The sequence below is a fragment of the Solibacillus merdavium genome (genome assembly GCF_014836935.1).
Classification (GTDB): domain Bacteria; phylum Bacillota; class Bacilli; order Bacillales_A; family Planococcaceae; genus Solibacillus; species Solibacillus ferritrahens.
This window is the reverse complement of sequence record NZ_JACSPW010000019.1, coordinates 35,812-60,555: the sequence shown is the minus strand read 5'-3', so window position 1 is coordinate 60,555 and position 24,744 is coordinate 35,812. Positions and strand designations below refer to the sequence as shown.

The 24,744-nt window shown below is 37.1% G+C and carries 22 protein-coding genes, 1 pseudogene and 1 riboswitch; of the genes and pseudogenes, 19 read left to right on the top strand and 4 right to left on the bottom strand.

All coding sequences use genetic code 11. From position 1 onward, the window contains the following. The first annotated feature begins 84 nt into the window (after positions 1–84). The 4 genes from H9632_RS16315 to H9632_RS16300 all read left to right on the top strand — a co-directional run bounded on the left by H9632_RS16315 (position 85) and on the right by H9632_RS16300 (position 2,104). The gene (locus H9632_RS16315; RefSeq protein ID WP_191705135.1) at positions 85–264 is read left to right on the top strand and encodes a hypothetical protein; all 180 of its coding nucleotides are present in this window, start codon (positions 85–87) and stop codon (positions 262–264) included. A 5-nt stretch (positions 265–269) separates the two neighbouring features. Beyond that, positions 270–1,007 (top strand): signal peptidase I, encoded by a 738-nt coding sequence (gene lepB / locus H9632_RS16310; protein WP_191705134.1) that lies wholly within the window; start codon positions 270–272, stop codon positions 1,005–1,007. A 195-nt stretch (positions 1,008–1,202) separates the two neighbouring features. Further along, the gene (locus H9632_RS16305) at positions 1,203–1,715 is read left to right on the top strand and encodes a tetratricopeptide repeat protein (protein WP_191705133.1); all 513 of its coding nucleotides are present in this window, start codon (positions 1,203–1,205) and stop codon (positions 1,713–1,715) included. A gap of 122 nt (positions 1,716–1,837) precedes the next feature. Next, the gene (locus H9632_RS16300) at positions 1,838–2,104 is read left to right on the top strand and encodes a hypothetical protein (protein WP_191705132.1); all 267 of its coding nucleotides are present in this window, start codon (positions 1,838–1,840) and stop codon (positions 2,102–2,104) included. Positions 2,105–2,144: 40 nt separating this feature from the next. Here the strand turns inward: H9632_RS16300 and H9632_RS16295 are convergent, their stop codons facing one another. After that, positions 2,145–2,585: a DUF3997 domain-containing protein gene (locus H9632_RS16295; protein WP_191705131.1), complete on the bottom strand. Its 441-nt coding sequence runs from the start codon at positions 2,583–2,585 to the stop codon at positions 2,145–2,147. A 431-nt stretch (positions 2,586–3,016) separates the two neighbouring features. After that, positions 3,017–3,095: riboswitch (glycine riboswitch) on the top strand. A 159-nt stretch (positions 3,096–3,254) separates the two neighbouring features. Here H9632_RS16295 and H9632_RS16290 point away from each other — a divergent pair. Then, positions 3,255–4,592, top strand: coding sequence for an amino acid permease (locus H9632_RS16290; protein ID WP_191705130.1), 1,338 nt, complete (start codon positions 3,255–3,257; stop codon positions 4,590–4,592). Positions 4,593–4,973: 381 nt separating this feature from the next. Here H9632_RS16290 and H9632_RS16285 read toward each other — a convergent pair whose 3' ends face one another. After that, positions 4,974–6,182, bottom strand: a complete 1,209-nt coding sequence (locus H9632_RS16285; RefSeq protein ID WP_191705129.1) for an MFS transporter — start codon at positions 6,180–6,182, stop codon at positions 4,974–4,976. 12 nt (positions 6,183–6,194) lie between these two features. Then, positions 6,195–7,457, bottom strand: coding sequence for a helix-turn-helix transcriptional regulator (locus H9632_RS16280; protein ID WP_191705128.1), 1,263 nt, complete (start codon positions 7,455–7,457; stop codon positions 6,195–6,197). 215 nt (positions 7,458–7,672) lie between these two features. Here H9632_RS16280 and H9632_RS16275 point away from each other — a divergent pair, with 215 nt between their 5' ends. From H9632_RS16275 to H9632_RS16230, 10 genes are all read left to right on the top strand, one after another. Next, complete coding sequence (locus tag H9632_RS16275; protein WP_191705127.1) at positions 7,673–8,224, top strand: GNAT family N-acetyltransferase; 552 nt, start codon at positions 7,673–7,675, stop codon at positions 8,222–8,224. A gap of 144 nt (positions 8,225–8,368) precedes the next feature. Next, complete coding sequence (locus H9632_RS16270; RefSeq protein WP_191705126.1) at positions 8,369–9,274, top strand: ABC transporter ATP-binding protein; 906 nt, start codon at positions 8,369–8,371, stop codon at positions 9,272–9,274. Next, complete coding sequence (locus H9632_RS16265; protein ID WP_191705125.1) at positions 9,261–10,199, top strand: ABC transporter permease subunit; 939 nt, start codon at positions 9,261–9,263, stop codon at positions 10,197–10,199. Before H9632_RS16270 ends, H9632_RS16265 begins: the two co-directional genes overlap by 14 nt. 264 nt (positions 10,200–10,463) lie before the next feature. Then, positions 10,464–11,192 carry a GntR family transcriptional regulator gene (locus tag H9632_RS16260; protein WP_191705124.1) on the top strand — a complete coding sequence of 243 codons (729 nt, stop codon included), beginning with the start codon at positions 10,464–10,466 and terminating at the stop codon, positions 11,190–11,192. Then, positions 11,192–12,331, top strand: coding sequence for an iron-containing alcohol dehydrogenase family protein (locus H9632_RS16255; protein WP_191705123.1), 1,140 nt, complete (start codon positions 11,192–11,194; stop codon positions 12,329–12,331). Before H9632_RS16260 ends, H9632_RS16255 begins: the two co-directional genes overlap by 1 nt. Continuing rightward, on the top strand, positions 12,328–14,082 hold the full coding sequence (locus H9632_RS16250) for a thiamine pyrophosphate-binding protein (protein WP_225223888.1): 1,755 nt from the start codon (positions 12,328–12,330) through the stop codon (positions 14,080–14,082). Before H9632_RS16255 ends, H9632_RS16250 begins: the two co-directional genes overlap by 4 nt. Positions 14,083–14,085: 3 nt before the next feature. Beyond that, positions 14,086–15,015, top strand: coding sequence for a bile acid:sodium symporter family protein (locus H9632_RS16245; protein ID WP_191705122.1), 930 nt, complete (start codon positions 14,086–14,088; stop codon positions 15,013–15,015). After that, positions 15,012–15,974: an SDR family oxidoreductase gene (locus H9632_RS16240; protein ID WP_191705121.1), complete on the top strand. Its 963-nt coding sequence runs from the start codon at positions 15,012–15,014 to the stop codon at positions 15,972–15,974. Before H9632_RS16245 ends, H9632_RS16240 begins: the two co-directional genes overlap by 4 nt. Before the next feature lie 353 nt (positions 15,975–16,327). After that, positions 16,328–17,560, top strand: coding sequence for a DNA polymerase IV (locus tag H9632_RS16235; RefSeq protein ID WP_191705120.1), 1,233 nt, complete (start codon positions 16,328–16,330; stop codon positions 17,558–17,560). Positions 17,561–17,983: 423 nt separating this feature from the next. Continuing rightward, a complete protein-coding gene (locus tag H9632_RS16230) occupies positions 17,984–18,460 on the top strand; it encodes a hypothetical protein (protein ID WP_191705119.1) in 477 nt (158 codons plus the stop codon). Positions 18,461–19,193: 733 nt separating this feature from the next. On the opposite strand, the gene H9632_RS16225 is transcribed toward H9632_RS16230, so the two are convergent. After that, complete coding sequence (locus H9632_RS16225) at positions 19,194–19,694, bottom strand: nucleoside-diphosphate sugar epimerase (RefSeq protein ID WP_191705118.1); 501 nt, start codon at positions 19,692–19,694, stop codon at positions 19,194–19,196. A 266-nt stretch (positions 19,695–19,960) separates the two neighbouring features. Between H9632_RS16225 and H9632_RS16220 the strand changes: the two are divergent. The 4 genes and pseudogenes from H9632_RS16220 to H9632_RS16205 all read left to right on the top strand — a co-directional run bounded on the left by H9632_RS16220 (position 19,961) and on the right by H9632_RS16205 (position 24,498). Then, a pseudogene (locus H9632_RS16220) lies at positions 19,961–21,034 on the top strand (aldo/keto reductase). A 468-nt stretch (positions 21,035–21,502) separates the two neighbouring features. Beyond that, positions 21,503–22,987, top strand: a complete 1,485-nt coding sequence (locus tag H9632_RS16215) for an MFS transporter (RefSeq protein ID WP_191705117.1) — start codon at positions 21,503–21,505, stop codon at positions 22,985–22,987. A gap of 122 nt (positions 22,988–23,109) precedes the next feature. Beyond that, positions 23,110–23,559 (top strand): protoporphyrinogen oxidase, encoded by a 450-nt coding sequence (locus H9632_RS16210; RefSeq protein WP_191705116.1) that lies wholly within the window; start codon positions 23,110–23,112, stop codon positions 23,557–23,559. Positions 23,560–23,562: 3 nt separating this feature from the next. Further along, positions 23,563–24,498, top strand: coding sequence for a TRM11 family SAM-dependent methyltransferase (locus H9632_RS16205; RefSeq protein ID WP_191705115.1), 936 nt, complete (start codon positions 23,563–23,565; stop codon positions 24,496–24,498). Positions 24,499–24,744 lie beyond the last annotated feature (246 nt).

Here is a 24,744-nt window from a genome sequence, read left to right as displayed (position 1 = left end):
TATACATTTCGAAAAAAATTTTTTGGCACTCAAAAATGGCGTGAGCCATTGATATATCAACATTTATAGAGGGAGGTATTTAGTATGAAACATTCTTTATATTTATTTATTTCAATTTGTTTAATGCAGTTATTTATATTAGTAAACGTAACTTTTTTAAACGGTGAATATGATGGATTGATGATGTGGTTATGTAGTGGCATCTTCATTTATGCATGTGCAGTTTTTGGATTAAGTCGTAGAGATAAAAATGCGTCTAACTAATAGGGGTGACTTCAAAACCGCTTTGGGAATGTTTACAGTTAAAAAAGATATATGCAGTTTTAGTGAATAATTTAAATAACACTTTCAAAGAAGGAGTGCTTAAGATAAGACTTTTAACTGTGCTATTACCAATCTTTATTTTAGTTGGTTGTAGTCAAGGAAATGTGGCAACTACAAATACAATTACTGATAAGAATACTTCTGAAGTATTGGGAACTGTTACACCTCAAGAATCACATTTATTAGTTGAATGGAATTCGGATGCTATGGATAGAGGAAATCACGACTTTAATACAATGTCACATTCTGAACTTGTTGTGGAGCCATACAGTGGAAAACTGCAAAGAGGTGATGTCATTTATTATCAGATGCTTGATTCCGAACTTGAAAAGAATAAGAATCTTCCCAAAATGTATTTAGGAAGAGTTGTCGGATTGCCCAATGAAACCGTAAAAATTAAAGGTGGGCAAGTTTATATTAATGACGAAAAATTAGATACGTTCTATAGTGTGGCAACGAGCTTAGGATTAACAAAAGAAGAATATTTTGAAACAATTAACTTAAAGAATATTAACAAAGAAGAAATGGAAAACTACTTCAATACTTCAATGGAACCAATTAAGGTTGAGGATAATACTGTTTTTGTGTTAGTTGATATGTGGTGGAGAGGAACGGACAGTAAAGATTTCGGTTTATTACCCGAAGGAAATATTCAAGGTAAAGTGTTAGGCTATAAAAAGTAAATCCTAAAATGAATAATAGATACATCTTAATATTAAATAACGTTCCCAAATGAAAAATTAGGAAACCAACACACCCCCCGTTCAATTGAGTAGGGGGTGTGTTGGCTGCTTATGAACAGTAAGTACCCAATGACGCTATGAGAAAGTTATAATTCTACTAACTGTGTACTTTAGTGAAAGAAGGATCTTTATTAAATGTATGAAAAGGGGTTATTTACATTGAAAGAAGAAAAGCTTATAAGAGCACTTGAATTACGAAAAGATAATAAAAAGAAAGAATCCAATCAATTACTTTTAAAAATTGTTGAGGAATACCCTGATAATGCGTATGTTAATTATCAATGCGCTTGGAGTTTTGATGTTTTAGGAGAAGAATCAAAAGCAGTACCCTTTTATGAAAGGGCTATTAAAATAGGGTTATCTGGTCAAGATCTAGAAGGAGCAATATTGGGACTTGGAAGTACATATAGAACATTAGGGGAATACGAAAAATCAAAAAGTACATTCCTAAACGGAATCGAATTATTTCCAAACAACAGAGCAATTCAAGTATTTTATTCAATGACCCTGTATAATTTAAACGATCATAGAAAAGCGATGGAAATTTTATTGAAATGCCTGCTAGATACTACAACAGACTCTGAAATACTTAGTTATAAAAAAGCTATCAATTTCTATGTTGATAAATTAGATGAAGTATGGAAATAGGTTGTAAAAATTTGTACTTATATAAAAGCGTGCTTAAATAAAACAAAATCAAAAAGTATAAAAAATAGACCCTATAAACGTTTCTAAATCGAAGTTTGGCAACACTCATTAGAGGTGATATTTTGAAAAAGGTAATAATCGGTTTGAGCAGCATAGTAATTATAATTATAGCTGCCTATTTTTTAGTGCCAAACATTATGATGAATAGTGTAAAAGATAAAGTTATTGAACATAATCCTGACATTGAAAATATTATTACGATAAATCATATAAGCTCTTGGGGTGAATGGTTTTCAGAATACGTATTGGTAGTTGAAATTGATGGACAAAAATTTCAGATTTGGTCAAATAACAAAGGCGATATAACAGTTAAAGAGGCTTTAGAATAACAAAAAATATTCCAAATGGTTGTTCAATAATCTTATTTAATTATGGTTCCTTTTTTAGCTTTTCGATTGGTGTAAAGACGACGTTAATACCTAATTGTTCTGAATCACTTTCTAACTCTTTTAACGTTAGGGGACCTTTTACTTCGTTTTTATTCATTTCAATTATCCAATAAGAATAATCAGCATCGCTAGGTTTTTTTGGTGGTTCTTCTACACCTCGTCCGTTTGACTTTAAATGCAATTGTTTTGCGATAATATACTGTTCATTCCACCATACAGCTGCCACTTTAGCTGGTACATATAAATGATTGAATGTCGTTTCATCTCCATCGTTTACTGCATCTTCTCCGTATATTTGAATTTGATGAGCTGAAAGTCTATCAATTCGATAACCATTCTCCAATGAAATTGTATAATCTGCTAATCCCGCACATCCGGATAAAATCAAACAAGATACGATCATTAAAATAAAATATTTCAAAGTTGTCCCTCCATTACAAAGCGTTTCGTCCTTTATTTTAATACGTATAAAATGGGAATAAGTTCCTTCCCTGTAATCTTGAAGAAATCGCTAAAAAGACTCTCACTTAGGATACGGTAAAGGTGAGAGTTTTTAATATGGGTGTAAATCTTATCCATCATAAAATGGAATTTATTATTTTAAACTGATACTTTTTTTAGAATGAAAATTCTGCAACAGGTTTACATATTAGTGGAAACATTGATAAATTGCTTGTTTCGATTTACTTTTATTTTCTAACCATTGTATCCACTCAAAATAGTTGTTAGTATTAATTATTGTACAATAATAGTATCGTGAGCGACCTGTTTGGAGTTGGAGGTTGCCGACAACAAATAGGGATTAATTACATACATATCAAGCGAAGATCGTCGTGGATAGCACTACTGACGGGAGCAGTTTCTGGAGAGAGCGCGTGTACCGCGTCGCCGAAGGGTTCATTATCTCAGGCAAAAGGACAGAAGACAGGAATAATAAGGGACGTTATTATTCTTATCTACAGGAACTGGTGAATTATCAGTTCCTTTTTTAATTTTCAGAAAACATGATTGGATGAACCGCGAACATTTACCTATTATTTTGCGCTGTCCTTGTGGCAGACAAAATACTTATCCTTTGGAGGAATTCGTTTTGGAACAACATGAACTCAAGCGCGATCTTAAAAATCGGCATGTACAACTAATTGCGATTGGCGGAACAATCGGTACAGGGCTATTTTTAGGATCAGGAAAAGCGATCTCACTTGCAGGACCATCAATAATCATCGGGTATTTAATCGTAGGGATAGCTTTATTTTTCGTCATGCGGGCACTTGGAGAGCTCCTATTATCAAAAGGGGGCTATGCTTCATTCACGGAGTTCGCTACTGAATATTTAGGAGATTGGGCAGGGTACGTTACTGGCTGGACATATTGGTTCTGCTGGATTATGACGGCCATGGCAGATATTATAGCGGTCGGAATGTATACACAATACTGGTTTGATATCCCTCAATGGGTGCCGGCCATTGCCTGTTTAGTGGTCTTACTTATCTTAAATTTACTAACTGTAAAATTATTCGGTGAACTGGAATTTTGGTTTGCTCTTATAAAAATTATTACGATCGTTGCACTTATTGCAATAGGGATTGTATTGCTCATTATTGGATTTGAAACAGATGCTGGGAAAGTGGCAGTGTCTAATCTGTGGGAGCATGGCGGTTTCTTCCCGAACGGAGCATTTGGCTTCCTTATGGCTTTCCAAATGGTTGTCTTTGCATTTGTTGGAGTGGAATTAGTCGGGGTAGCAGCTGCTGAAACGGAAAATCCTCAAAAAAATATACCATCGGCCATTAATAAAATACCGATCCGTATATTACTGTTTTACGTAGGTGCGCTATTCGTTATTTTAACGATTAACCCTTGGGATACGTTAAGTGCGACAAGCTCACCGTTCGTTCAAGTATTTGCTTTGGTCGGTATTCCGATTGCGGCAGGGCTTATTAATTTTGTCGTATTAACATCAGCTGCATCTGCAGGAAATAGTGGGATGTTCTCAACGAGCCGTATGCTGTTTAGTTTAAGTAAAGGAAAACAGGCTCCGAAATCGTTCGGTAAATTAAATAAAAATGCCGTTCCGCAAAACGGGTTATTATTTTCAGCAATCATCGTATCGATCGGTGCACTGCTCAGCTATCTGATGCCGGATGATGCCTTTAGTATTGTAACGACAATCAGTGCGATTTGCTTTATTTGGGTGTGGAGCATTATTTTAATCTCGCATATCATTTATAAAAAGCGCCACCCGGATTTGCATGCGAAATCGATATTTAAAGCACCATTAACGCCGTTTGTGAACTATGTGGTTTTAGCATTTTTCGTATTTCTATTAATTATTATGGCGATTTCAGAGGCTACAAGAACTTCTCTTATGCTGACGCCATTATGGTTTATTATGCTATTTGTTTTATACGCATTTCGGAAAAAATAAATATAAGGAAGGCGCTCCGCATTTGCGAGGCGCCTCCTTTTTTATTAATTGACGAATATCGTGGCCAAAGTGGCGAATATCAAATGAAGGGTGACGATTAAGAGAGAAAAAGTGTCGAATATATAAATGGAAGTGGCGAATACCTGCATAAAAGTGGCGAATATTCCCATAGAACTGTCGAATATCCGCTTAAAACTGTCGAATATGTCAACTACTTTAGTTTACCCATCATGTGCTTTCTTGCCTCCATGTGGATTTTATCGTCGCAGCTATCACAGGAAAACTTTCCACTCATATTCCGTTTATACTTTTGGTATTTTGTTGTCCCTTCCACCAAAAGAAAGGGCTTTTTACAACAAAAGCAGACGGCCTCATAAGTAATCATTGTAACTCCTCCTGTACGAATAATAATGAATTTCTAATTAAATAAACATACACAAAGCAGGCGATTAGTACGCCAATAAAAGCAAATAAACTTGTTATGAGCTGGATTGAATAGAGTTCAGCTAAAAAACCAATGAGCAGGGTCAGCAATATTTGCATCACACTTTCGATTAAACCTAATGTACTGCCAAACCGGCCCATAATTTCAGTTGGAATCGTATGCTGATAAAAAGTTGCATAGCCCGCATTACTAAATGCCATGAATAATCCTAGTAAAATAAAAGAAGCGATGGCCAAAATCAGATTCGATGAAAAATAAAACACAAAATAGCATACTAAAGTTAATGAAAAGCCTGCTCCTATATATGAAATGAGCGATAGTTTTTTGACATATTTAGCAGCCATAAATCCACCAACGATGGCACCAATTCCTGTTAGTCCGACAATTATGCCGTATGCAGTATCCGACACTTTATGAAAATCCTTTAAAAACGACATTTCCTGTGAATCGAGTGAATAACAAATCATAAGAGCGGTTGAATATAAAACAAAAAAGTATAAAATCGCTTTTTTCTCTCGTATAAATTTCCAGACCACATAAAAGTCATCGCGAATAACGGCAGGGGTAATCGTCTTCAATAATTTTGTCATTTCGCCTTGAACATTTGGCAGTAAGTACATCATGCATGCACTAAAAAGAAGCATGCATGAGTTTATCCACATCGCAGTAGAAGTACTGCTAAAGGCAATGATTACACCACTTAAAGCAGGTCCAATCATAAAGCTTCCGGAGCCTAGCATAGCGTTAATAGAGTTGAAGCGTAGACGATCATTTGGCTGTACAAGCTTTGTAATCATATATGTACTGCTAGGATTTGAAAAACATACTGCGATATTTGCAAGGAATATGAAGCAGTAAATGAGCCAAATGTCCGTAAGTAAAGGCATCAAACAAACAATACCTGCACGGGATAAATCACTGAATATGAGAATCGTCCTTTTATTGGACCGGTCTACAATGGAGCCGGCAAAAAAGCTGCAAAGGATTCGGGCAATTGGACCAATGATATAAATTCCTGCAACTGCTGCAGGCGACTCTGTTAAATGCCAAACAGTTAGATTAAGCGCGATTAAATAAATCCAACTCCCTAACTTGGATACGCCAAATCCAAACCATAAATAAAAATACTCTTTTCTTAACTCCATACATTCACCCTCCTAGCTACTCATTCGTTGTCGTACTTTTTCACTTGCAAATAAAGCTTGTTTATAACATTGACTAGCATGCTTATAGGCATAGAGTTGTTCATAAAACTGTCCCCATAGAGGGGCATAAAAAAGGGTTAACGCATAGTACTGCTCTTCATTAAAATGATGAAAAGCCTGTTCTTCCAACTCTTTTAGACCTTGAATGGTATGCTCGTTCTGAATCGCATATTGTAAAAGCTTTCGCTGATAAATATGGTGCTGGATTGAAAATAGCTGTTCCTCATACCGATGGAATAGCTTTTCTAATTGAGTGAAATCTTTATTCTGATAACATGTGCGCATCCAGTTAATAGCAGAATGTAGATCTTCGTCATATTGATTTGCCGTTTCATAATGTTCACTCGCTTTTTGAAAATCATCCTGGCATTCGTAGCAGTAGGCGATGTTATTATGAAGCGAACTCCACTGCATCGGTGTTTGAATCGATTCAACATTTTCCAGTAGCTCAATACCCGCCTCATATTCCTGTAATGCTTCGCGGTATCGGTGGAGATCATTATAAATAACGCCCTTCATCGAGTACAGCTTCAACTGAAATAACGGTTTAAACTGATGAGTAAAATAATGTGCCGCAAGCTCAATATGCTGCAGAGCCTTGTGAAATTTGTAGCTGCGATGGTTCGCAAAGGCGAGATGATAATGATAATTGGCAAGCTCAAAAGGATGTACGTTAGTTAAATATTGCGCATCCTGTTCTTTTTCAGCTAAAAGGTCAAATTCCGAAAATGATAAATGACCAAATGCGGTAATCGATACAAATAGTTCAGTAATACGATCTTTTTTCCAGCTGACAACTGGTTCAATTTCATTCAAAAGCTTTCTTGCATCAGTATCTTCTTTTATGGAATACAAATATCGACTGTAAATAAGCTTGGCGGTGATTTGAAGTTCTATTGAGTATTCATTTTGCATGAGTGTCGTTAATAGTACCGTATCACTTTCCGAAACAGTAACATTTGATAAAAGCTTTTCGTACACAGATTCCAAAAAGGTTGTGTGTTCGGAAATATCATGCTGAAGGTTTGTAAAATCTATATTTAAATTTGCAAATAACTGTTCATACAAATCATATTCTGCAATGACGATGCCGTTTTCAATGCGGCTTAAATAGGAAGGGGTACACACTCCTAAAGCTACTTCATCTTGTTTTAATTTCTTTTTCTGTCTGTAGTATTTTAAAAGCTTTCCCCATGTTTGCTCTTGTCTTTTCATTTGAACACCTCTTACTCTATTTTATCAAAATAACGTTGGGGAATATTGTGAATTTTTTGATTAATATTAATTGTGAACAACTATAAATGGTCCGACTTACACAATTGTATAAAATAAAGCGTTATTTTATTGCATAATATAACCTTGCTCTTATATGATAAGGAAATAAAAAAGATAGTTTTGTTTTGAATGGGAGATTAGATAGGAGAGATCGTATGTTTTATTATGAAGTGGATAATGAAATACAATTAAAGTTAATTACGCAAAATGATGCAGAGGAAATTTTTGCATTTATTGACCGTTCCCGCAGTTATTTGCGTGAGTGGCTTGGTTGGGTAGACAATACAAAAACTGTAGAAGATACGCGTGCATTTGCAGCAATGAATTTAGAAAAGTTTGCAAAGCGTGAAGGTTTGGACACAGCGATTTTTTATAAAGGACAATTTGTCGGGAAAATTTCAATAAATACGATTAACTGGACGTTGAAAAAATGCGAGGTTGGCTATTTTCTCGATGAAAAGTTTCAAGGTGAAGGCATAATGACACGCGCGGTAAAAGGAATCATTGATATTGCCTTTCACGAATATAAGCTTCAGAAAGTGGAAATTCATGCTGCAGTCGATAATAAGAAGAGCCGCCACATTGCAGAGCGTTTAAGCTTTATGCATGAAGGAACGATTCGTCAGGCGGAATGGCTGTACGATCATTATGTTGATCATGCAGTATATGGCTTGATGGTAGACGAATGGGTAGGGGAATATAAGTAAAGAATGGACCTCATCATTAATTTGATGAGGTATTTTTTGTAAATAAATGAAACCTTTTTGTTATTTAAACAGTATAATAACTGTTATCATTTTTCAATGATATTTAAAATTACTTACATAGGTAAGGAAAGCAGGTGTGGGCAATTGACAAAACCAATTGTTGAAATTAAGAATTTGAACAAAAAAATCAAGGGAAAGCATATTATTAAAAACTTGAACCTCGATTTTTATCCGGGCCAGATTACAGGATTCTTAGGTCCAAATGGGGCAGGTAAAACGACGACTATTCGAATGATGACAGGATTAATGTACCCATCGGAAGGTGAAGTTGTAATTGATGGTCATATGTTATCAAAGAATTATGAAAAGGCGATTAGTAATATAGGGGTAATCGTTGAAAACCCGGAAATGTACAAATTTATGTCAGGCTATAAAAACCTACAGCACTTTGCGCGCATGCATAAAGGTGTAACAAAAGAGCGCATTGATGAAGTTGTAGCTCAAGTAGGATTGCAAAACCGAATTCATGAGAAGGTAAAAACGTATTCTCTTGGGATGCGTCAACGACTAGGTTTGGCACAGGCTATGTTACATCGTCCTAAGTTTTTAATATTAGACGAGCCTACAAATGGTCTGGACCCGGCAGGTATTCGGGAGTTCCGTATGTATTTACGTAAAATTGCGGCAGAAGATAATGTGGCAATCGTCGTATCAAGTCACCTATTATCTGAGATCGAGCTTATGGTAGACCGTATTGCTATCATTCAAAACGGCGAGCTAATCGATATTCGGGAACTCGAGCAACAGGTTGCTGCACAATATTACATTGAAGTAGGTCAACCAGAGCAACTGATCGGATTATTTGAAGAGCCACTGGAGAAAGAAAAGGGTGGCTACGTTGTAAATTTAACAAAAGAAGAAGTCCCTGCATTCGTCCGCAGGCTAGTTGAATCTGGAATTGATTTATACACAATTCAACCAATTCAAAAAGGTCTTGAAGATCAGTTTATCGAGATGACTGGTGGAGGTGCAATCGATGCAATACGTTAAAAATGAATGGATAAAAATGTGGTCACAAAAAAACGCTTGGATCATGCTGGGGCTTGTACTCGCATTGCTTGCATTTGTTTCAGGTATGAACAAATATTACGGTGTTGATTCCGATACGAAAGAAGCACGTATCGAAGCGAATGAAAATTGGCTGACACATAATAATGAAATGTTGAATGCTGAAGGTATGGCAGAGGCAGATAAACAATATTACCAGGATGAAATAGCGATGACTGAATACCGAATCGCGCAGGATTTACCTTCGTTTGATGCGACAATGATATCAGAGCATATGGAAATGTCGATCACTTTAACGATTGTCATGATAAGTATTTTTACTGTAGTTATTGCAGCGGGGATTGTGTCTTCGGAATTTGGGACTGGAACTATTAAAATGCTATTAACACGTCCAGTAGCGCGATGGAAAATATTGTTATCTAAACTTGTTACAACTATTCTATATGGACTAACTTTAATGGCAAGTGGCTTAATTTTTGCGTATATACTCGGCATTATTTTATTTAATACAGATCCAGCTGTTTCTTTATCAATTGTAAATGGTCAAGTAATGGAAGAGACAGTTAAAATTCCATATTTAGAAATGATTTTATATTCTGCTGGTTCAACGCTAATGACCATTCTATTTGCTTTTATGATTGGTACAATTTTTGGTTCAAGCACGCTGGCAGTAAGTTTATCGTTATTCATCCTATTAATGGGTTCAACAGCGACAATGTTTATTGCACAATATGATTTTGCTAAATATATTTGGTTCGCGAATGATTTATCGTTTTACGCACCAGGCAGCATGCCGCTTATTGAAGGGTTAACTTTTACATTCTCGTTAATCGTCAATATCGTATATGCGATTGTTTTTTTAGCCATTACGTTCATCTATTTTATGAAACGTGATATCACGGCATAAAAAATAATTTTGCTCACAAATATATACTAATAAAATAAAAATTATTAAATTAACCTCATCTATTATCTGTCAGGATAATAAGAATGAGGTTTTTTTATTTGGATAAAATTTCAAAATAATAGTTTGTGATATTATTTTAATATTATATATCAGAATTTTCAGAAAAATATATTGTAATTATCCAGTTTCAACCATATAATCAGTTTTAACAAAGTTAACTGGTACGGACGTTATGATGTTCGGACCAATGGAGGTGGACGATGGATGAACTTTGAGAGCCATATTCCATTACATATTCAGCTGAAAGATTTGTTGAAAACTGAAATTTTTGATGGAAAGCATGTTGAAAAAATACCGAGCGAACGAGAATTAATGGAGCGTTTCACGATAAGTCGTTCGACCGTAAGAGAGGCAGTAAGTCATCTTGTAAATGAAGGGGTTCTGAAAAAAATACATGGGAAGGGCACGTATATTACAAAAAACAAAACGGTGCATGACTGGTTAAATACATTGAACAGCTTTACAGATACAGTGCGGAATATGGGCATGAAGCCAGGCGCTAAGCTACTACATGCAAAGATGATCGACAATTTCCCGGAGCTGAAAGATTTGCTGAAGCATTCTACGTTATTTTCAATTGCGCGATTACGAACTGCTGATGACCAGCCCATTGCGATCGAACGACATTACTATAATCCGCATTTAGGTCAGCAAATATCTGCTTACGATTTAAACACTGCCACAATTTATGATGTTCTTGAGAAAAATCTTAATATCGCCATTATTGAAGCGGAACAAACTGTAAGATGTCACCCTATAAGTCTGGAAGATGCAAAACTATTAAACCTTCAGCCTAATATTAATGTCCTCTGTGTAGAAAGAATACTTTTAGGAGCACAGGGTGAAGTAATTGAATACTATAGCAGCTTATTTCATCCGGAATTATATATGTTAAAACTGAAAACGAAACGAGCGGTACAGGGGGTTGGCTAATGAATAATGAATTATTTTTACCTAAGCATGTCGTAAGTGGCATTGGCTCATTTAAGCAACTGCAGCACATTGCCGAACAAAAAAAGTGGGTAGCCCCTTTTATCATCTATAGTGCGAGTGCGCTTTCTGAACAGCTTCATACGATGAAGCAAAAGTGGAAACAAGCAAGCTTTTTTGAAATCTCAAAAGGCGAACCTACCATATCTGAACTAAAGCGAGCCATCGATGAATTGAACAGAGGGCAAAGAGATTGTGTGATTGCAATTGGTGGTGGGAGTGTCATTGATTTAGCAAAAGCGGTAGCTGTATGTGCGATAAATCCGACATTAGCCTTAACCGATATTCCAAATAAGCCTTTTTTAGACCGACTCCCGTTAATTGCAGTGCCAACAACAGCGGGTACTGGTTCGGAGGCAACGAAAATAACGGTGATTACGGATGAAACACTTCAAACAAAGCTCAATCCTGCACATCCAAGCTTAATACCGGATGTGGTCATCTTAGATGCATCGTTTACGGTGAATTTGCCGAAGCACATTACGAGCTTTACGGCTCTGGATGCACTGACACATGCAATTGAAGCTTATGTTTCGACAAAGGCAAATGACATGAGCGATTTGTATGCGTTAGAAGCTATTCGCCGACTGAAAAATGTAGAAAAAGTATTCAAAGAGCCAACTAATATTGATGTACGTCAGGAGCTGCTCATCGGAAGCTTTTATGCAGGGATTGCTTTTTCCAATGCATCTACTAATCTGGCACATGCAACAGGCCGGGCATTAGGTGCAAAATTCCATATGCCGCATGGTCAATGTGTAGCGCTTATGCATCCGTTCATCATTGATTTTTCAATGGAAAGTGCATCTGAACGCTATAAGGATATTGCAAAAATAATCGGACTTTCTGATCAAATGGAGTTAAGTGCTTATTTGGTTCAGTTGAATACAGAGCAACAAGTTTGGGATAGTGCACGCTTTTTAGCACCATTACTTACCGATGAAGTAATTGAATATTTAGCGAACCAAGCGCTTACTGGAAACGGAATCGTGACAAACCGACGTGTTCCAACAAAAGGGGATGTGGAGTCTATTTTTAAAGCATTAAGAAAGCGTTTACAAAATAAAGGGGGAAATGAATGATGGTATTGATGACGGGTGGAGAAGTTGTAGCGAAAATGTTGGCAAAAGAAGGGGTAGACAACGTATTTGGAATTATAGATGGTACGTATTTTGGGTTTTATTCAAATTTACAGAAGCACGGTATCGAACTAATTTCCCCGCGTCATGAAACGAGTGCCGCTCATATGGCGGGCGCCTATGCACGAGTGACAAATCGTCTGGGTGTTTGTATGGCAAGTAATGGTCCAGGGGTAGCGAATATTTTACCAGGCCTCGTTGTAGAAGAAGCAGAAGGTAATCGTGTTCTTTGTATTACGAGCGCAAGACGTACAGGCATCATGTACCCTGATCGTGGTGGAACGTATCAATGCTTTGACCAAACGGCAACGATTAAACAATTTGCAAAATGGAGTGAAGCGGTCCCTTCTTTTGACCGTATTCCTGAAATGCTGCGGATGGCTTTACGTAAATGCTATGAAGGGCGCCCGGGTGTCGTCCATCTGGACATTCCTGAAAATATAATGAACACAAAAGTGAATTGTGACCTTCATTTTTGGGAGCCGTCCGAGTATCGTATGCTGGAGCTGCCGAAAGCTTCGAATTACCAGATCGAACGTACAGCACAGCTTTTAAAATCTGCTACATTTCCGATCATTCATGCTGGTAGCGGGGTGATTCATGCAGGAGCAAAAAATGAGCTAACAGAAGTAGCGGAAAAATTGCAGGCGATGGTCACGACAAGCTGGGCGGGGCGCGGGGCGATGAGTGAGGAAAATCCGCTAATGATGCCAATGGTGCATATTGAAGCGAATAATAATGTGAGAAACGATGCGGATGTTGTCCTCGTATTAGGTTCCCGCTTAGGCGAAACGGACTGGTGGGGGAAAGCACCATATTGGAACGGCAATCAAACGGTTATTCAAGTAGATTTAGAGCCTTCCATTTTAGGAGCAAATAAGCCTGCCGAACTTTTAATTCAGGCAGATATTAAAGCGTTTTTACAGGACCTTTTAGTAGCGCTTAATAATAATGACTTTGATCAGCCGGTCGATACAAACCGTCAACAATTAATTGAAAAGCATCTGGAGAGTAAAAAACAGCATCGTAAAAAATTAAATGAACATATTGCGGATAAAAATAGCCCATTAAATCCAGCACAAATTCCGCATTTAGCCAATAAAATATTCCCTAAAAATACACCGCTCGTTATAGATGGTGGCAATACAGCGATTTGGACGAATTTCTATTATGAAGTAAATGATGAAATGCCGTTACTATCCACTTTTAAATTTGGAATGCTTGGTGCAGGGCTAGGTCAGGCGTTAGGGGCAGCAGTAGCAAAGCCGGAGCAGCCGGTTCTATGTATTATCGGTGACGGTGCAATGGGCTTCCATCCGCAGGAAATCGAAACGGCTATCCGCAATAATCTTCATGTCGTTTTCATCGTACTGTGTGATAAACAATGGGGCATGGTAAAGATGAATCAGCACTTCGCATTAAGACCGTTAAAAACAATGTGGAAGAAAACACTCGATCCACATGAAAGCATTAATGCGGATTTAGGTGAAATTCGTTTTGATAAAGTCGCAGAAGCTATGGGGGCACATGGTGAATTTGTAGACAGTATTGAACAACTTGAGAACGCATTACGCACATCGATATCAGTAGGGAAATGTACAGTTATTCACACTGAAGTTGACCCCGTTAAGCATATGTGGGCACCGGGTCTTCGTTATTTCAAAGATATGCATGCCGAGCCGAAGGGAAAATAGTGTATGGGAATAGATACAATTCAAATCAACTTTAATGAAACTGCATTATTAATTATGAACATCGTGATTGGTTTTATTATGTTTGGCGTAGCGCTTGATTTACAAGTTTCGGATTTTAAGAGATCGTTAAAAACACCGAAGCCTGCTTTAATCGGGCTTGCTTGTCAATTTCTATTATTGCCGGCGATTACATTTGTGCTCGTCAGCATCATTCAGCCTATTCCAAGCATTGCGCTAGGTCTGTTTTTAGTCGCAGCTTGTCCTGGCGGGAATTTATCGAATTTCTTAACGCATTACGCAAAGGGCAATACCCCGCTCTCAATAAGCATGTCAGCTATTTCAACGGTTATGGCAATTGTGATGACACCGCTAAATACGATGTTTTGGGCATCGCTATACGGTCCGACAAAGGAAATCATGACATCGTTCAGTATTAGTGTAGTGGATATGTTTACGACAATTTTCTTTATGCTGGGATTGCCTCTTATTGTTGGTATGTATATTCGGAAAGTAATGCCAAAATTTGCAGCACGATTCAATCAAATTATGATGAAGCTATCGATTGTTATTTTCGTTTTATTTGTCATCGTTATGGTAGCGAACAATTTCGATGCATTTATTGATAACGTTGGTGCGGTTGTATGGGTGGTAATTATTCAAAATGCACTAGCTATATGCATAGGTTATTTTGCATCCCGAGCATTAAAGGTTGTCGATCGGGATCGTCGTGCCATTGCCATTGAAGTAGGGATTCAAAATTCGGGTCTTGGATTAGTATTAATCTTTAACTTTTTTGGGGGGCTTGGTGGAATGGCCCTGGTAGCAGCATTTTGGGGTATTTGGCATATCATTTCAGGACTAATCATTGCTACTTACTGGTCAAGACGTGCTCCGGATAATACCGTTACAGTTCATCAGGAGGTCCATACATGAATGTTCTCATAACAGGTGCGGGCGGTTATTTAGGTCAGCAGCTCGTCCGTCATTTATTACAAACGACAAATCACAGCATTATTGCGGCAGATATTAGGGAAACATCGCCGTTTGAAGCACACGAAAATCTGCACTATATCGTGTTGGATGTACGGTCCAACGAAGCGCAGAAGTACTTTGAACAATATGATGTGGATATAGTCGTTCATTTAGCTTCGATTGTTACACCTGGAAAGAAAAGCAATCGTGAATTTGAATATTCGGTCGATGTTTTAGGAACAAAAAACATTTTGGAGGCATGTGTTCAAACGAATGTGAAACGTATTATTGTTTCATCAAGTGGTGCATCCTACGGGTATTATGCAGATAATGCCGATTGGATTGAAGAAACTGATCCAATACGCGGTAACGAGGCATTTGCATACTCCTACCATAAGCGGTTAGTAGAAGAGATGCTTGAGCAATACCGATTACAGCACCCTGAGCTTGAACAGACGATTTTCAGGATCGGCACGATATTAGGGGCGAATGTACGCAATCAAATTACGAATTTATTTGAACAAAAAATGCTAGTCGGTGTGGCGAAATCCAAAAGTCCGTTTGTATTTATTTGGGATCAGGATGTTGTAGGTTGTTTCGCTCAAGCAATAGATAGTGAAACAACCGGAATTTTCAATTTAGCAGGGGACGGCGCTGTCACAATAGATGAAATTGGTGGTTTATTGAATAAAAAGGTCATCAAAATACCTTCGAATGTAATTAAGGGAAGTTTGTTTATTTTAAAGAGGTTAAATTTAAGTCAATATGGTGAGGAACAGGTTGATTTTTTACGCTATCGGCCAGTGCTCAGTAATCGTAAGCTTAAGGAAAAGTTTCAATATGTTCCACGAAAATCTTCCATTGAGGTTTTTAAATATTATATGAATAGTCGGATGACCGAAAAAGTAAACGGGGAATAGTGGTACAACATTTGATTGGAATCTAATCAAGTGGGGATAGTCAGAAAACGGATTTTCGAGAAGTTTATCGAAACCGTTTTTTTATTTTTTGTAGTTTTTTATATAAAATCATGTTATTTTACAAAATATACAAGATATATATAGCATTTAAAAATAGCGCTTTATACTAGAAAAGTGGCAATCTATAGGGGATGAGTAGATGATTAACGATAAATATAAATGTGACAGGATCAATGCTACAATATAATCATGGGAACAAAAACAAGTACTTGAGGATTAAAGGCGATGAGGAACTAACAACATTGCTATTGACTTTAATTGAAAAATAAAACTAACGGATTGGAGGTGGAAAAATGGCAGCCAACATTATTTTCCATTTAGATATGAATAGCTTTTATGCCTCTGTCGAACAGGCGCACAATCCAAGTTTAAAAGGGAAACCAATTGCAGTGGCGGGAAATGTAAAGGAACGTCGCGGTATTATTGTGACGAGTTCCTATGAAGCGCGGGCAAAAGGTATTTATACGACGATGAATGTAGCAGAAGCAAAACGGTTATGTCCTGAGCTGCTATTATTACCACCGGACTTTCCGAAGTACCGGGCAGCTAGTGCAGCGATTTTTTCTATATTACGAAGCTATACTGAAATAGTAGAGCCAGTATCAATTGATGAAGGCTATTTGGATGTAACGGATCTTGCAAAAACTCGGCACCCATTACAAATAGCAGAAGAAATTCAGCAGCGTATATTACATGAGCTCGATTTACCTTGTTCGATCGGCATTGCCCCGAATAAGTTTTTAGCCAAAACGGCATCGAATATGAAAAAGCCAATGGGCATAACGGTTTTAAGAATCAGGGAATTAAAAGAGCAGCTCTGGCCGTTGCCTGTTGTGTCGATGCATGGAGTCGGGGAGAAGACAGCGAAAAAATTAAATTCCCTTCAAATTTTCACAATTGGCGATTTAGCGATTGCGAATGAACGGACTTTATACAAGGAGCTAGGCAAAAACGGGGTCCGCCTGATTAAGCGGGCGAATGGTATAGATAATCGAGCGGTCGATCCAAACTCAATATTCGATACGAAAAGTGTCGGCAACTCGACAACGTTACCGAGGGATGAAAGCGAATATTACATTTTAAAGGAAACGTTTGAGAAATTAAGTAAGAGTGTTGCGGAACGGTTAAAAGTTAAGTACTTAGCTGGAACAACCGTGACGATTCAAATTCGCAATTATGATTGGCAAAATTCATCACGCAGTAAATCGGTTCGTAATGCCGTTCAAAATGCAGATGAAATTTTTGAAATCGCCTGGAAGTTGTTCACGGATTACTGGGATGAAACACCTGTCCGGTTATTGGGCGTTACTGTTTCGAATGTGGTGGATCAATCAGAATTAACGCAACAGCTCAATCTTTTCAATTTCGAGCAGCATATTAAAGACGAGCCGATTGTCCAGTTAGTCGATTTAATTGAAACGAAATTTGGAAAAGGGACGATCAAGCGCGGTGTCCGGGTGAAATCCAAAAGCTACGCCTCGAAAACAAGCTTTAGCAAGGACTTTTTGGATGATCATATGAAGTGAATTTTTAGGGTGGGAACATGAAACATACTAACATTAGTAGTACAAACCAAGACCATGGTTTGTGCTACTATTTTTTTATAGTAGAAGTAAAGAAAAACCAAACTGACACATCCTTTTCGCCACTTTTGAGCACTGGGACTTTAATCGCCACTTCTTTCGCGATATTAGTCACTTCAGTTCACATATTCGCCACTCACTCCAGCTTATTCGCCACTTCATCATTGATATTCGTCTCTTAACACCATATATTAGTCACTTGCATTTTTATTGTCCACTTCAGTTCACTTATTCGTCACTTAACAATCTATAAATAAAGATAATAATAGATTAGATTAATATTTACCATTTATATTATATTTTGTAATAAATAGGAAATTTAAGTATATGTATATATATATTCAAAATAGAGGGGAGCATATATTTATGCAGAAAAAAGTATCTTTATCATTTCTAGTTGCTGTCCTCTTTTTCTCTTTTACATTTGTCGGATTAGGTAATGCGAAGGAGATTAAAATGGTTCCGGATGATGGAATAAAGAGAATGGCCAATGAATTAGAGTACATTTTTACTGAAATCCTTATAAAAAATGAATCAACAGGTTTTTATGATGTTAATTTGACAGAATTGAATAATTCCAATTACACGGACGCTGAAAAGAATGCATTACTTGCTTATGCCTTTATTCCATTTGGTGGAGTCCAAATGGCTAGTAATGAATTTACAAGATGTTTGGCTGAAGCATTAGATATTAGTCAAAATGCAGTGAGCCAGTTAATAAGTTATATTGATCAAGGAGATTATTTCGGTGCTGCAACTGTTCTAGGCACAATGGGAATTATGATAAATCCAGTAGTACTTTTTGTTTTCGCTATGACATGTGGACAAATTCGTGCATCATAAGTTAATTACGGGTATAGTTAGCCTAAAAGGGAGTTTATAACTTTTATGGAAATGCTCGAAAAGATTAATGGTATAGGTTCTCTCTTGTTATTGTTATGTGGTTATGTAATAATTTGGCGACTTAGAAAGATTAAATTGGGAAGAAAGCGAACGGGTTTTGAAAATCTTGTTTTTTATATGGCTAATATAGGCGCAATACTCTACGCTCTCACTTATTTAATGATGACTCTAGAAATAGGGATATGAATTAATAATTCATTTAACGGTCTTTATTCACTAGAAATAAAATATTAAATAACTTTATTTGGGGCCGGGACATAATTAGTTTCAGTTCATTTTAAAAGAGAAATTGCAATAGTAGTGACCCCTTAAAGTTAGAGTTTTTATTATGAGTTAATTGGTTGGTATGGATTCGGTATTTCACCGTGCTCATGCCAGCCAATTTTAGTTTCAAAAGTTAGGTTTCGTGATTAGACTTGAATGGCTCACTAAATTATTATAGACAAATCCCTGTAGCCTAAATTAATTGTTATAACTCGATTTGCTTCGTCATATTCAACTTTAAATGGATGCAGTGATTATCAATATTAAACATAATTCCCCCCCAATTTCATGACAATAAAGATTAATAAAAGGTTATTAATTCACTGCAAATTTTGCAAATAAACCAACCTCTCTGTGGGGAACGGTTCGGTTCTACATGAACGTTTCTCTCAGAGATTGAGGCAGGACATTATTTTATTTTTATATTTTCTATATATTGTTCAACATCTTTAAGCAATTGTTTGAATAATAGTTTATTTTTCCTTTTAATATTTATTTTCTTTCTTGCAGACTTTAAAGAGAACTCTTCATGCACGATACAGCTTCTTAAGTTCGCCAATAATTTAGTATTATTTTTAAACGTTAAGTAATCCCCCATTTTCTCCTCTAAATCAAGAATGATATTAATATCGGAAGTATTTTTATATTTACCTTTAAAAATAACTTTATAGATGTCTTTTAACAGTTGTTCAATTAAGGAATATAGCTCAACTGTAAGTGTTGCATATTTCCGATCTCTGCGCCTACCGTAGAATTCTTTTAATTCGTAATCGCTTAATAACTCCACCCATTTATAAGTACCTGAATTATTCGATGTATTTTTTACAACTTGCTGAAATTCTTTTTCAACTAAGTAAAGATCTGCAAATGCATGGTCCTTTAATTTTTTAATTTCTTTCTTTTTACTCATCTGAAACATTCCTTCCATCGATTGTATTTGACAGCAAAGAGGAAATATAATATTCCATTCCTCCCCTGTGCAACAACTCACTTATAAGTTCTTACCCAAACTTTTATACTAGTTAATCTTTTTTTGTTGCGCCCCTTCACTACAATGGATGCTAGCTTTTAAGGTGTACTGGTTGGTGGTCGACCTTTACCGGGGCTATTTTGTAACTAGAATAATGTTTTATTTAATGGGGAACGTGGAAAAACCCATGCATAGGAGGGATGATCATGGATTATAATTTATTTGGCAAATCAGATTTGAATGTTTCTAATTATGCTTTGGGTACGGTAATGTTCAGTACAAATGGTCTTGAAGAAGCAGGGGCAATGGATCAGGCAACGGCAAACTATATGGTGGATTACGCACTAGAGCATGGCATCAACCATTTTGATACAGCGAATATGTATACGAAGGGTGATGCAGAGGTTATTTTTGGCAATGCGATAAGAAATAAACGCCAAGATATGATTATCAGTAGTAAAACTGGATTTCAGCTGATAGATAAACCAACGGATACAGGCGCTATACTTAACGTTGATTCATCTATTGATATACTCTTAAAAAGACTTGGTACGGACTATCTTGATTTGTATTATGTACATTCCTGGGATGGTCAAGTACCGGTAAGCGAAACTGTCGAAATGATGAATGACCTTATTAAGAAAGGGAAAATACGTCATTGGGGGGTATCCAATTACAGTGGCTGGGCGCTAGCGAAGACACATACGTGGGCAGTAGAAAATAATATGATACCGCCAATTGCACAGCAAATTTATTACACACCCGAATCACGTGAGGCAGAGTACGAAATTTTGCCGGCCGGTAAAGAATTAGGCATTGCCAATAGTATTAGATCTCCACTAGGTGAAGGGTTGCTCACGGGTAAATATACAAGAAATAATAAAGCGGAACTAGATACAAGGCAAGAGAATGGTTGGCCGGAAACATATATTAAAAATCCGGATTTATTTTATAATGTAATCGATGTATTGCAAGATGTGGCTTCTAAACATAAGGTGACAGTACCGCAAGTTGTTCTAGCATGGTTACGAGATCGACCAAATGTAGATTCAATTGTCTTGTCGGCAAGAACGAAAGAACAGTTGCATGAAAACATTGCATCATATAGCCTAAAATTAACGGACGAAGATATTTCGCAAATTAATGACTTAACAGCACTTGAACCTATTTATCCATTATGACATCGCGCGATAAATTCATTGGATAGAGCTTCAAATGCAGAAAAGGTGTATATAGATGAATTCGTTAAGTTGATGAATAGCAAGAATCAAAATATATAAAAAAGAAGTAACACATTAAAGAAAACATATAGACGAACAATCTCGAATTTCTTGATATCAACTCGTGATTGTTCAATTTTTCTACACTAAAATTTATTTACATAAGAAGTGAGTGTAAGTGGAGGAGCGGGTGTTCATGCTAACTGGTTCCCTTTACTTGATAATGAGGGGAGAAAGTTGTTCGTAGTGAAGGCGGCGACTCCCAGGGGACAAGCACGCGGGAGAGACTACGGGCTCGAGCCGTGCCCCAGGAAAGCGTCCGCCGTAACGGAGAACAACGGATACGAAGTAGACATTTAATAATGATCACCCCCTGTCCAACTACATTTTATTTTAAATAATGGGAACTTTGTATATCCTATAAAAGTCTAAAATTTGACATTTATATGAGAATAATTTTCATCTAGTTAGGTAACATCGAAATACCCATGCTATAATAGTAGGGATTTCATTCTTCAGGAGGACATAATGGGAATACATCCGATACGTTTTTTACGAATAATGGGCTTACTTGATGGTTTATCGCTCATTACGTTATTATTTATTTCCATGCCATTAAAATACTTTGCTGATTTACCGCAGTTCGTGACGATAAATGGCAGTATTCATGGTGGCATATTTATACTTTATTTAATAGCAATTGCTATTGTTCAATTACGCATTCAGTGGAATATCGGTTGGTCCTTTTTAGCCGTTTTTGTTGCATTTATACCTTTTGGCAATTTTGTATTCGATTCTAAACTAAAAAAAATGCAGCCGTTATTACATATAAAGCCATTTCCAAAGCAGTGGCTTGTCTATGCAATTATTTTCTTCTCATTCTTTGACCTATTTGTCCAGCTACCGATAATGAGTACGTATGCTCTATCTGTCGGTGCCTCAACGTTTGTTGCAGGGATTGTCGTTGGATTGTACTCGTTTATGAATACTTTCGGGAATATTTTTTCAGGCATCTATACGGACAAAATTGGAGCGTTTCGCATATTAGTCTTTGGGTTACTAGTTTCTGTCCTATCGCTGTTATGCTACCAGCTTGTCGATAATACGACGGTACTATTAATTGTACGTTGTGTTCATGGTTTCAGCAGCGGATTTATAACACCGGCCGCATTTACACTGCTTGCTAATATGCGGGCAGCAAATGAACAAGGCAGTGGGAGTGCATTTACGGGCTCATTTGTTGGGATCGCGGCTATTGTTGGACCGGCTTCGAGTGGTATTTTAGCCAGTAAAATTTCAGTGGCAAATGTATTTAGCCTCGTTGCATTATATGGTCTTGTACTATTGATTGGTCTACTACTCTTTTTACGTAAAACACAGTTGCCTAAACGTGAAAAGAAAAAGACTTCCGAAACGCTGGAATGGAACAGTAATTTGTTAAAGGCATATGGTGGGGCCTTCTTCCTCATGTTTTCTCAAGGGGTACTCGCTTACTTGTTGCCGATTTATGTTCAGGATTTAGGATACGGCTCCAGAGTAGCGGGAACATTACTAAGTGTATTCGGTATCGTCGCTGTCCTGATCTTTATATTGCCGACGAACAAAATATTTGATTATCTTAATGCTCAATACACATTATTAATCGGTGTTCTATTAATGGGGATCGCCCAAATCGGTATTGGACTAGCATCCGAAATGACATTGCTATATGGCATTCTTGCTCTATACGGAGTCGGGTTTGCATTTTTATTCCCGTCCATAAATGCGCTCCTAATTGAGGCTACGACGCAGGAAATTCGCGGAAAAGCATATGGTTATTTTTATGCGTTTTTCTCTATTGGCGTAGTTGCTGGATCATCGGTACTAGGTGCATTGAATTTAGTAGGAACACCCGGATTTATGTTTACAGGCGGGATTTTGTTTACGTTCTGTCTCGTTATCATCATTTCATTAATTAAATCAAATAGCTCGTTACTGAAAGTGAGCCGTAAAGAAAATTTACATCAATCATAAAGCTGATGCGCCAAAGTACGTCAAATTTCGACTAAATACTTTCTAATGCGCATTATTCGATTGTCATGTATACTAAACAAGGTGAAATTTACGAGCGAATTATATTTGAAAGGATTTAAAACATGATGAAATTAAATTTAGAAGTATTAGAACGATGCAGTAAAGAAACAGAAGATACAATTACTGCAGAAAGTAGTGCATTTGCATCGACGCCTATTCAGTATTTGAAGGAAAATCAAGGCGAATTTATTTATGTTGAGTGTGCACAGTTTAATGACATCCGAATCGATGCAGTAGCACTTGAATTTGATGATGCATTTAACTTATATACGGCTTTGTTCGGATTAAAATTACAAAAGAAGCATAGCGAAGCAATCCGGGTTTATTTAAAGCAAAATGTTAAATCAGCTCTAGGCAGCAGCAGTGCAGCCTTTTCTGGTCAAGAAGGGCTTTGGGAACTCAATATTGCTGTCGATTGTATAGAAGGATTTAATGAACAATTATCGATCGAAGAAGTGTGTGAATTACTTTATCAATTTGTTGCGCAATTAAATGAAACTGTTGGAAAATAATCGATGAAGAAGTACTTATATAGCTTTGCCTGGCAAAAAGATGAATATGAACTTTCACGACTGGAAATGCGCACATTTTTTAATTTTCATGTGGAAGGTAATGTTTTAATGAGCCAGAGAAAAGTAGAACCAAGTCGAAGTCCTTATATGCGATTAAGACTTGATATACTATTTGAAGGAAATACGTTTGAACAACTTGTAGAAACTGCTAAGCAGCTGCAGTTAGGAGAACGGACTTTTAAAATTCATTGTTTAAATAATAGTAGAGATGCGATTGAACCCACTTTAAACCGTACGATTAGAAATGAGTATATGCTACAGCTTAGCTATGCGATAGAAGCAGAGCCGGATTTAGAAGAGCCTGATATTGTACTGGGGTTAGGCATTCATGATGGAACCTTTTACTTAGGGGAACTTGTTGCTGGAGAGTCTGTATGGCTGAAGCATATGCAAAAGCCCGAAATGTACTCCACTGCGCTTAGTACGCGTGATGCGCGGGCCATTGTGAATATTTCAGCTCCATATCCGGATGGGTTGAAAATTATTGATCCATGCTGCGGAATTGGTACTGTCTTAGTTGAGGCAATGAGTATGGGCATTAATATCGAAGGACGGGATATGAATAAGCGTGTCGTATGGGGTTCACGTATTAATTTACGCCACTTCGGATATGAACCGAATGTTGAAATCGGGCCAATTGAAGAAGCGGATGAAGGTTATGACGTCGCAATTATTGATATGCCGTACAATTTATTTACACATATATCGAGTGAATTGCAGCAGAGCATTATTACGAACGCACGTAGAATCGCAAAACGCGTTGTCATCGTAACTATCGAAACGATGGATGATAAAATTCATCACGCCAATTTAACGATTAAAGACCGAGCTGTATTGAAAAAAGGGAAGTTCGAGCGTCAGGTTTTAATATGTGAGTAACTGCAGGAGTAGGATTACTTTTTGCTTGCTTCTTACGAACAAGGCAGTGTTAAAAGTCAAATGACTGATAACACTGCCTTGTTTTTTATAAGGTATCAGTTAACCGAACGGAATACAATACGCTGGTACCTTGATGGTGAGAATTGCCTCACAATAGGTGAACTGGATTATTAAATAATTGAACCAAAGTGTCGAGTAAATCGAATTCAGAAGAAAGGCCACTTTCTTTAAGAAAGTGGCCTACTG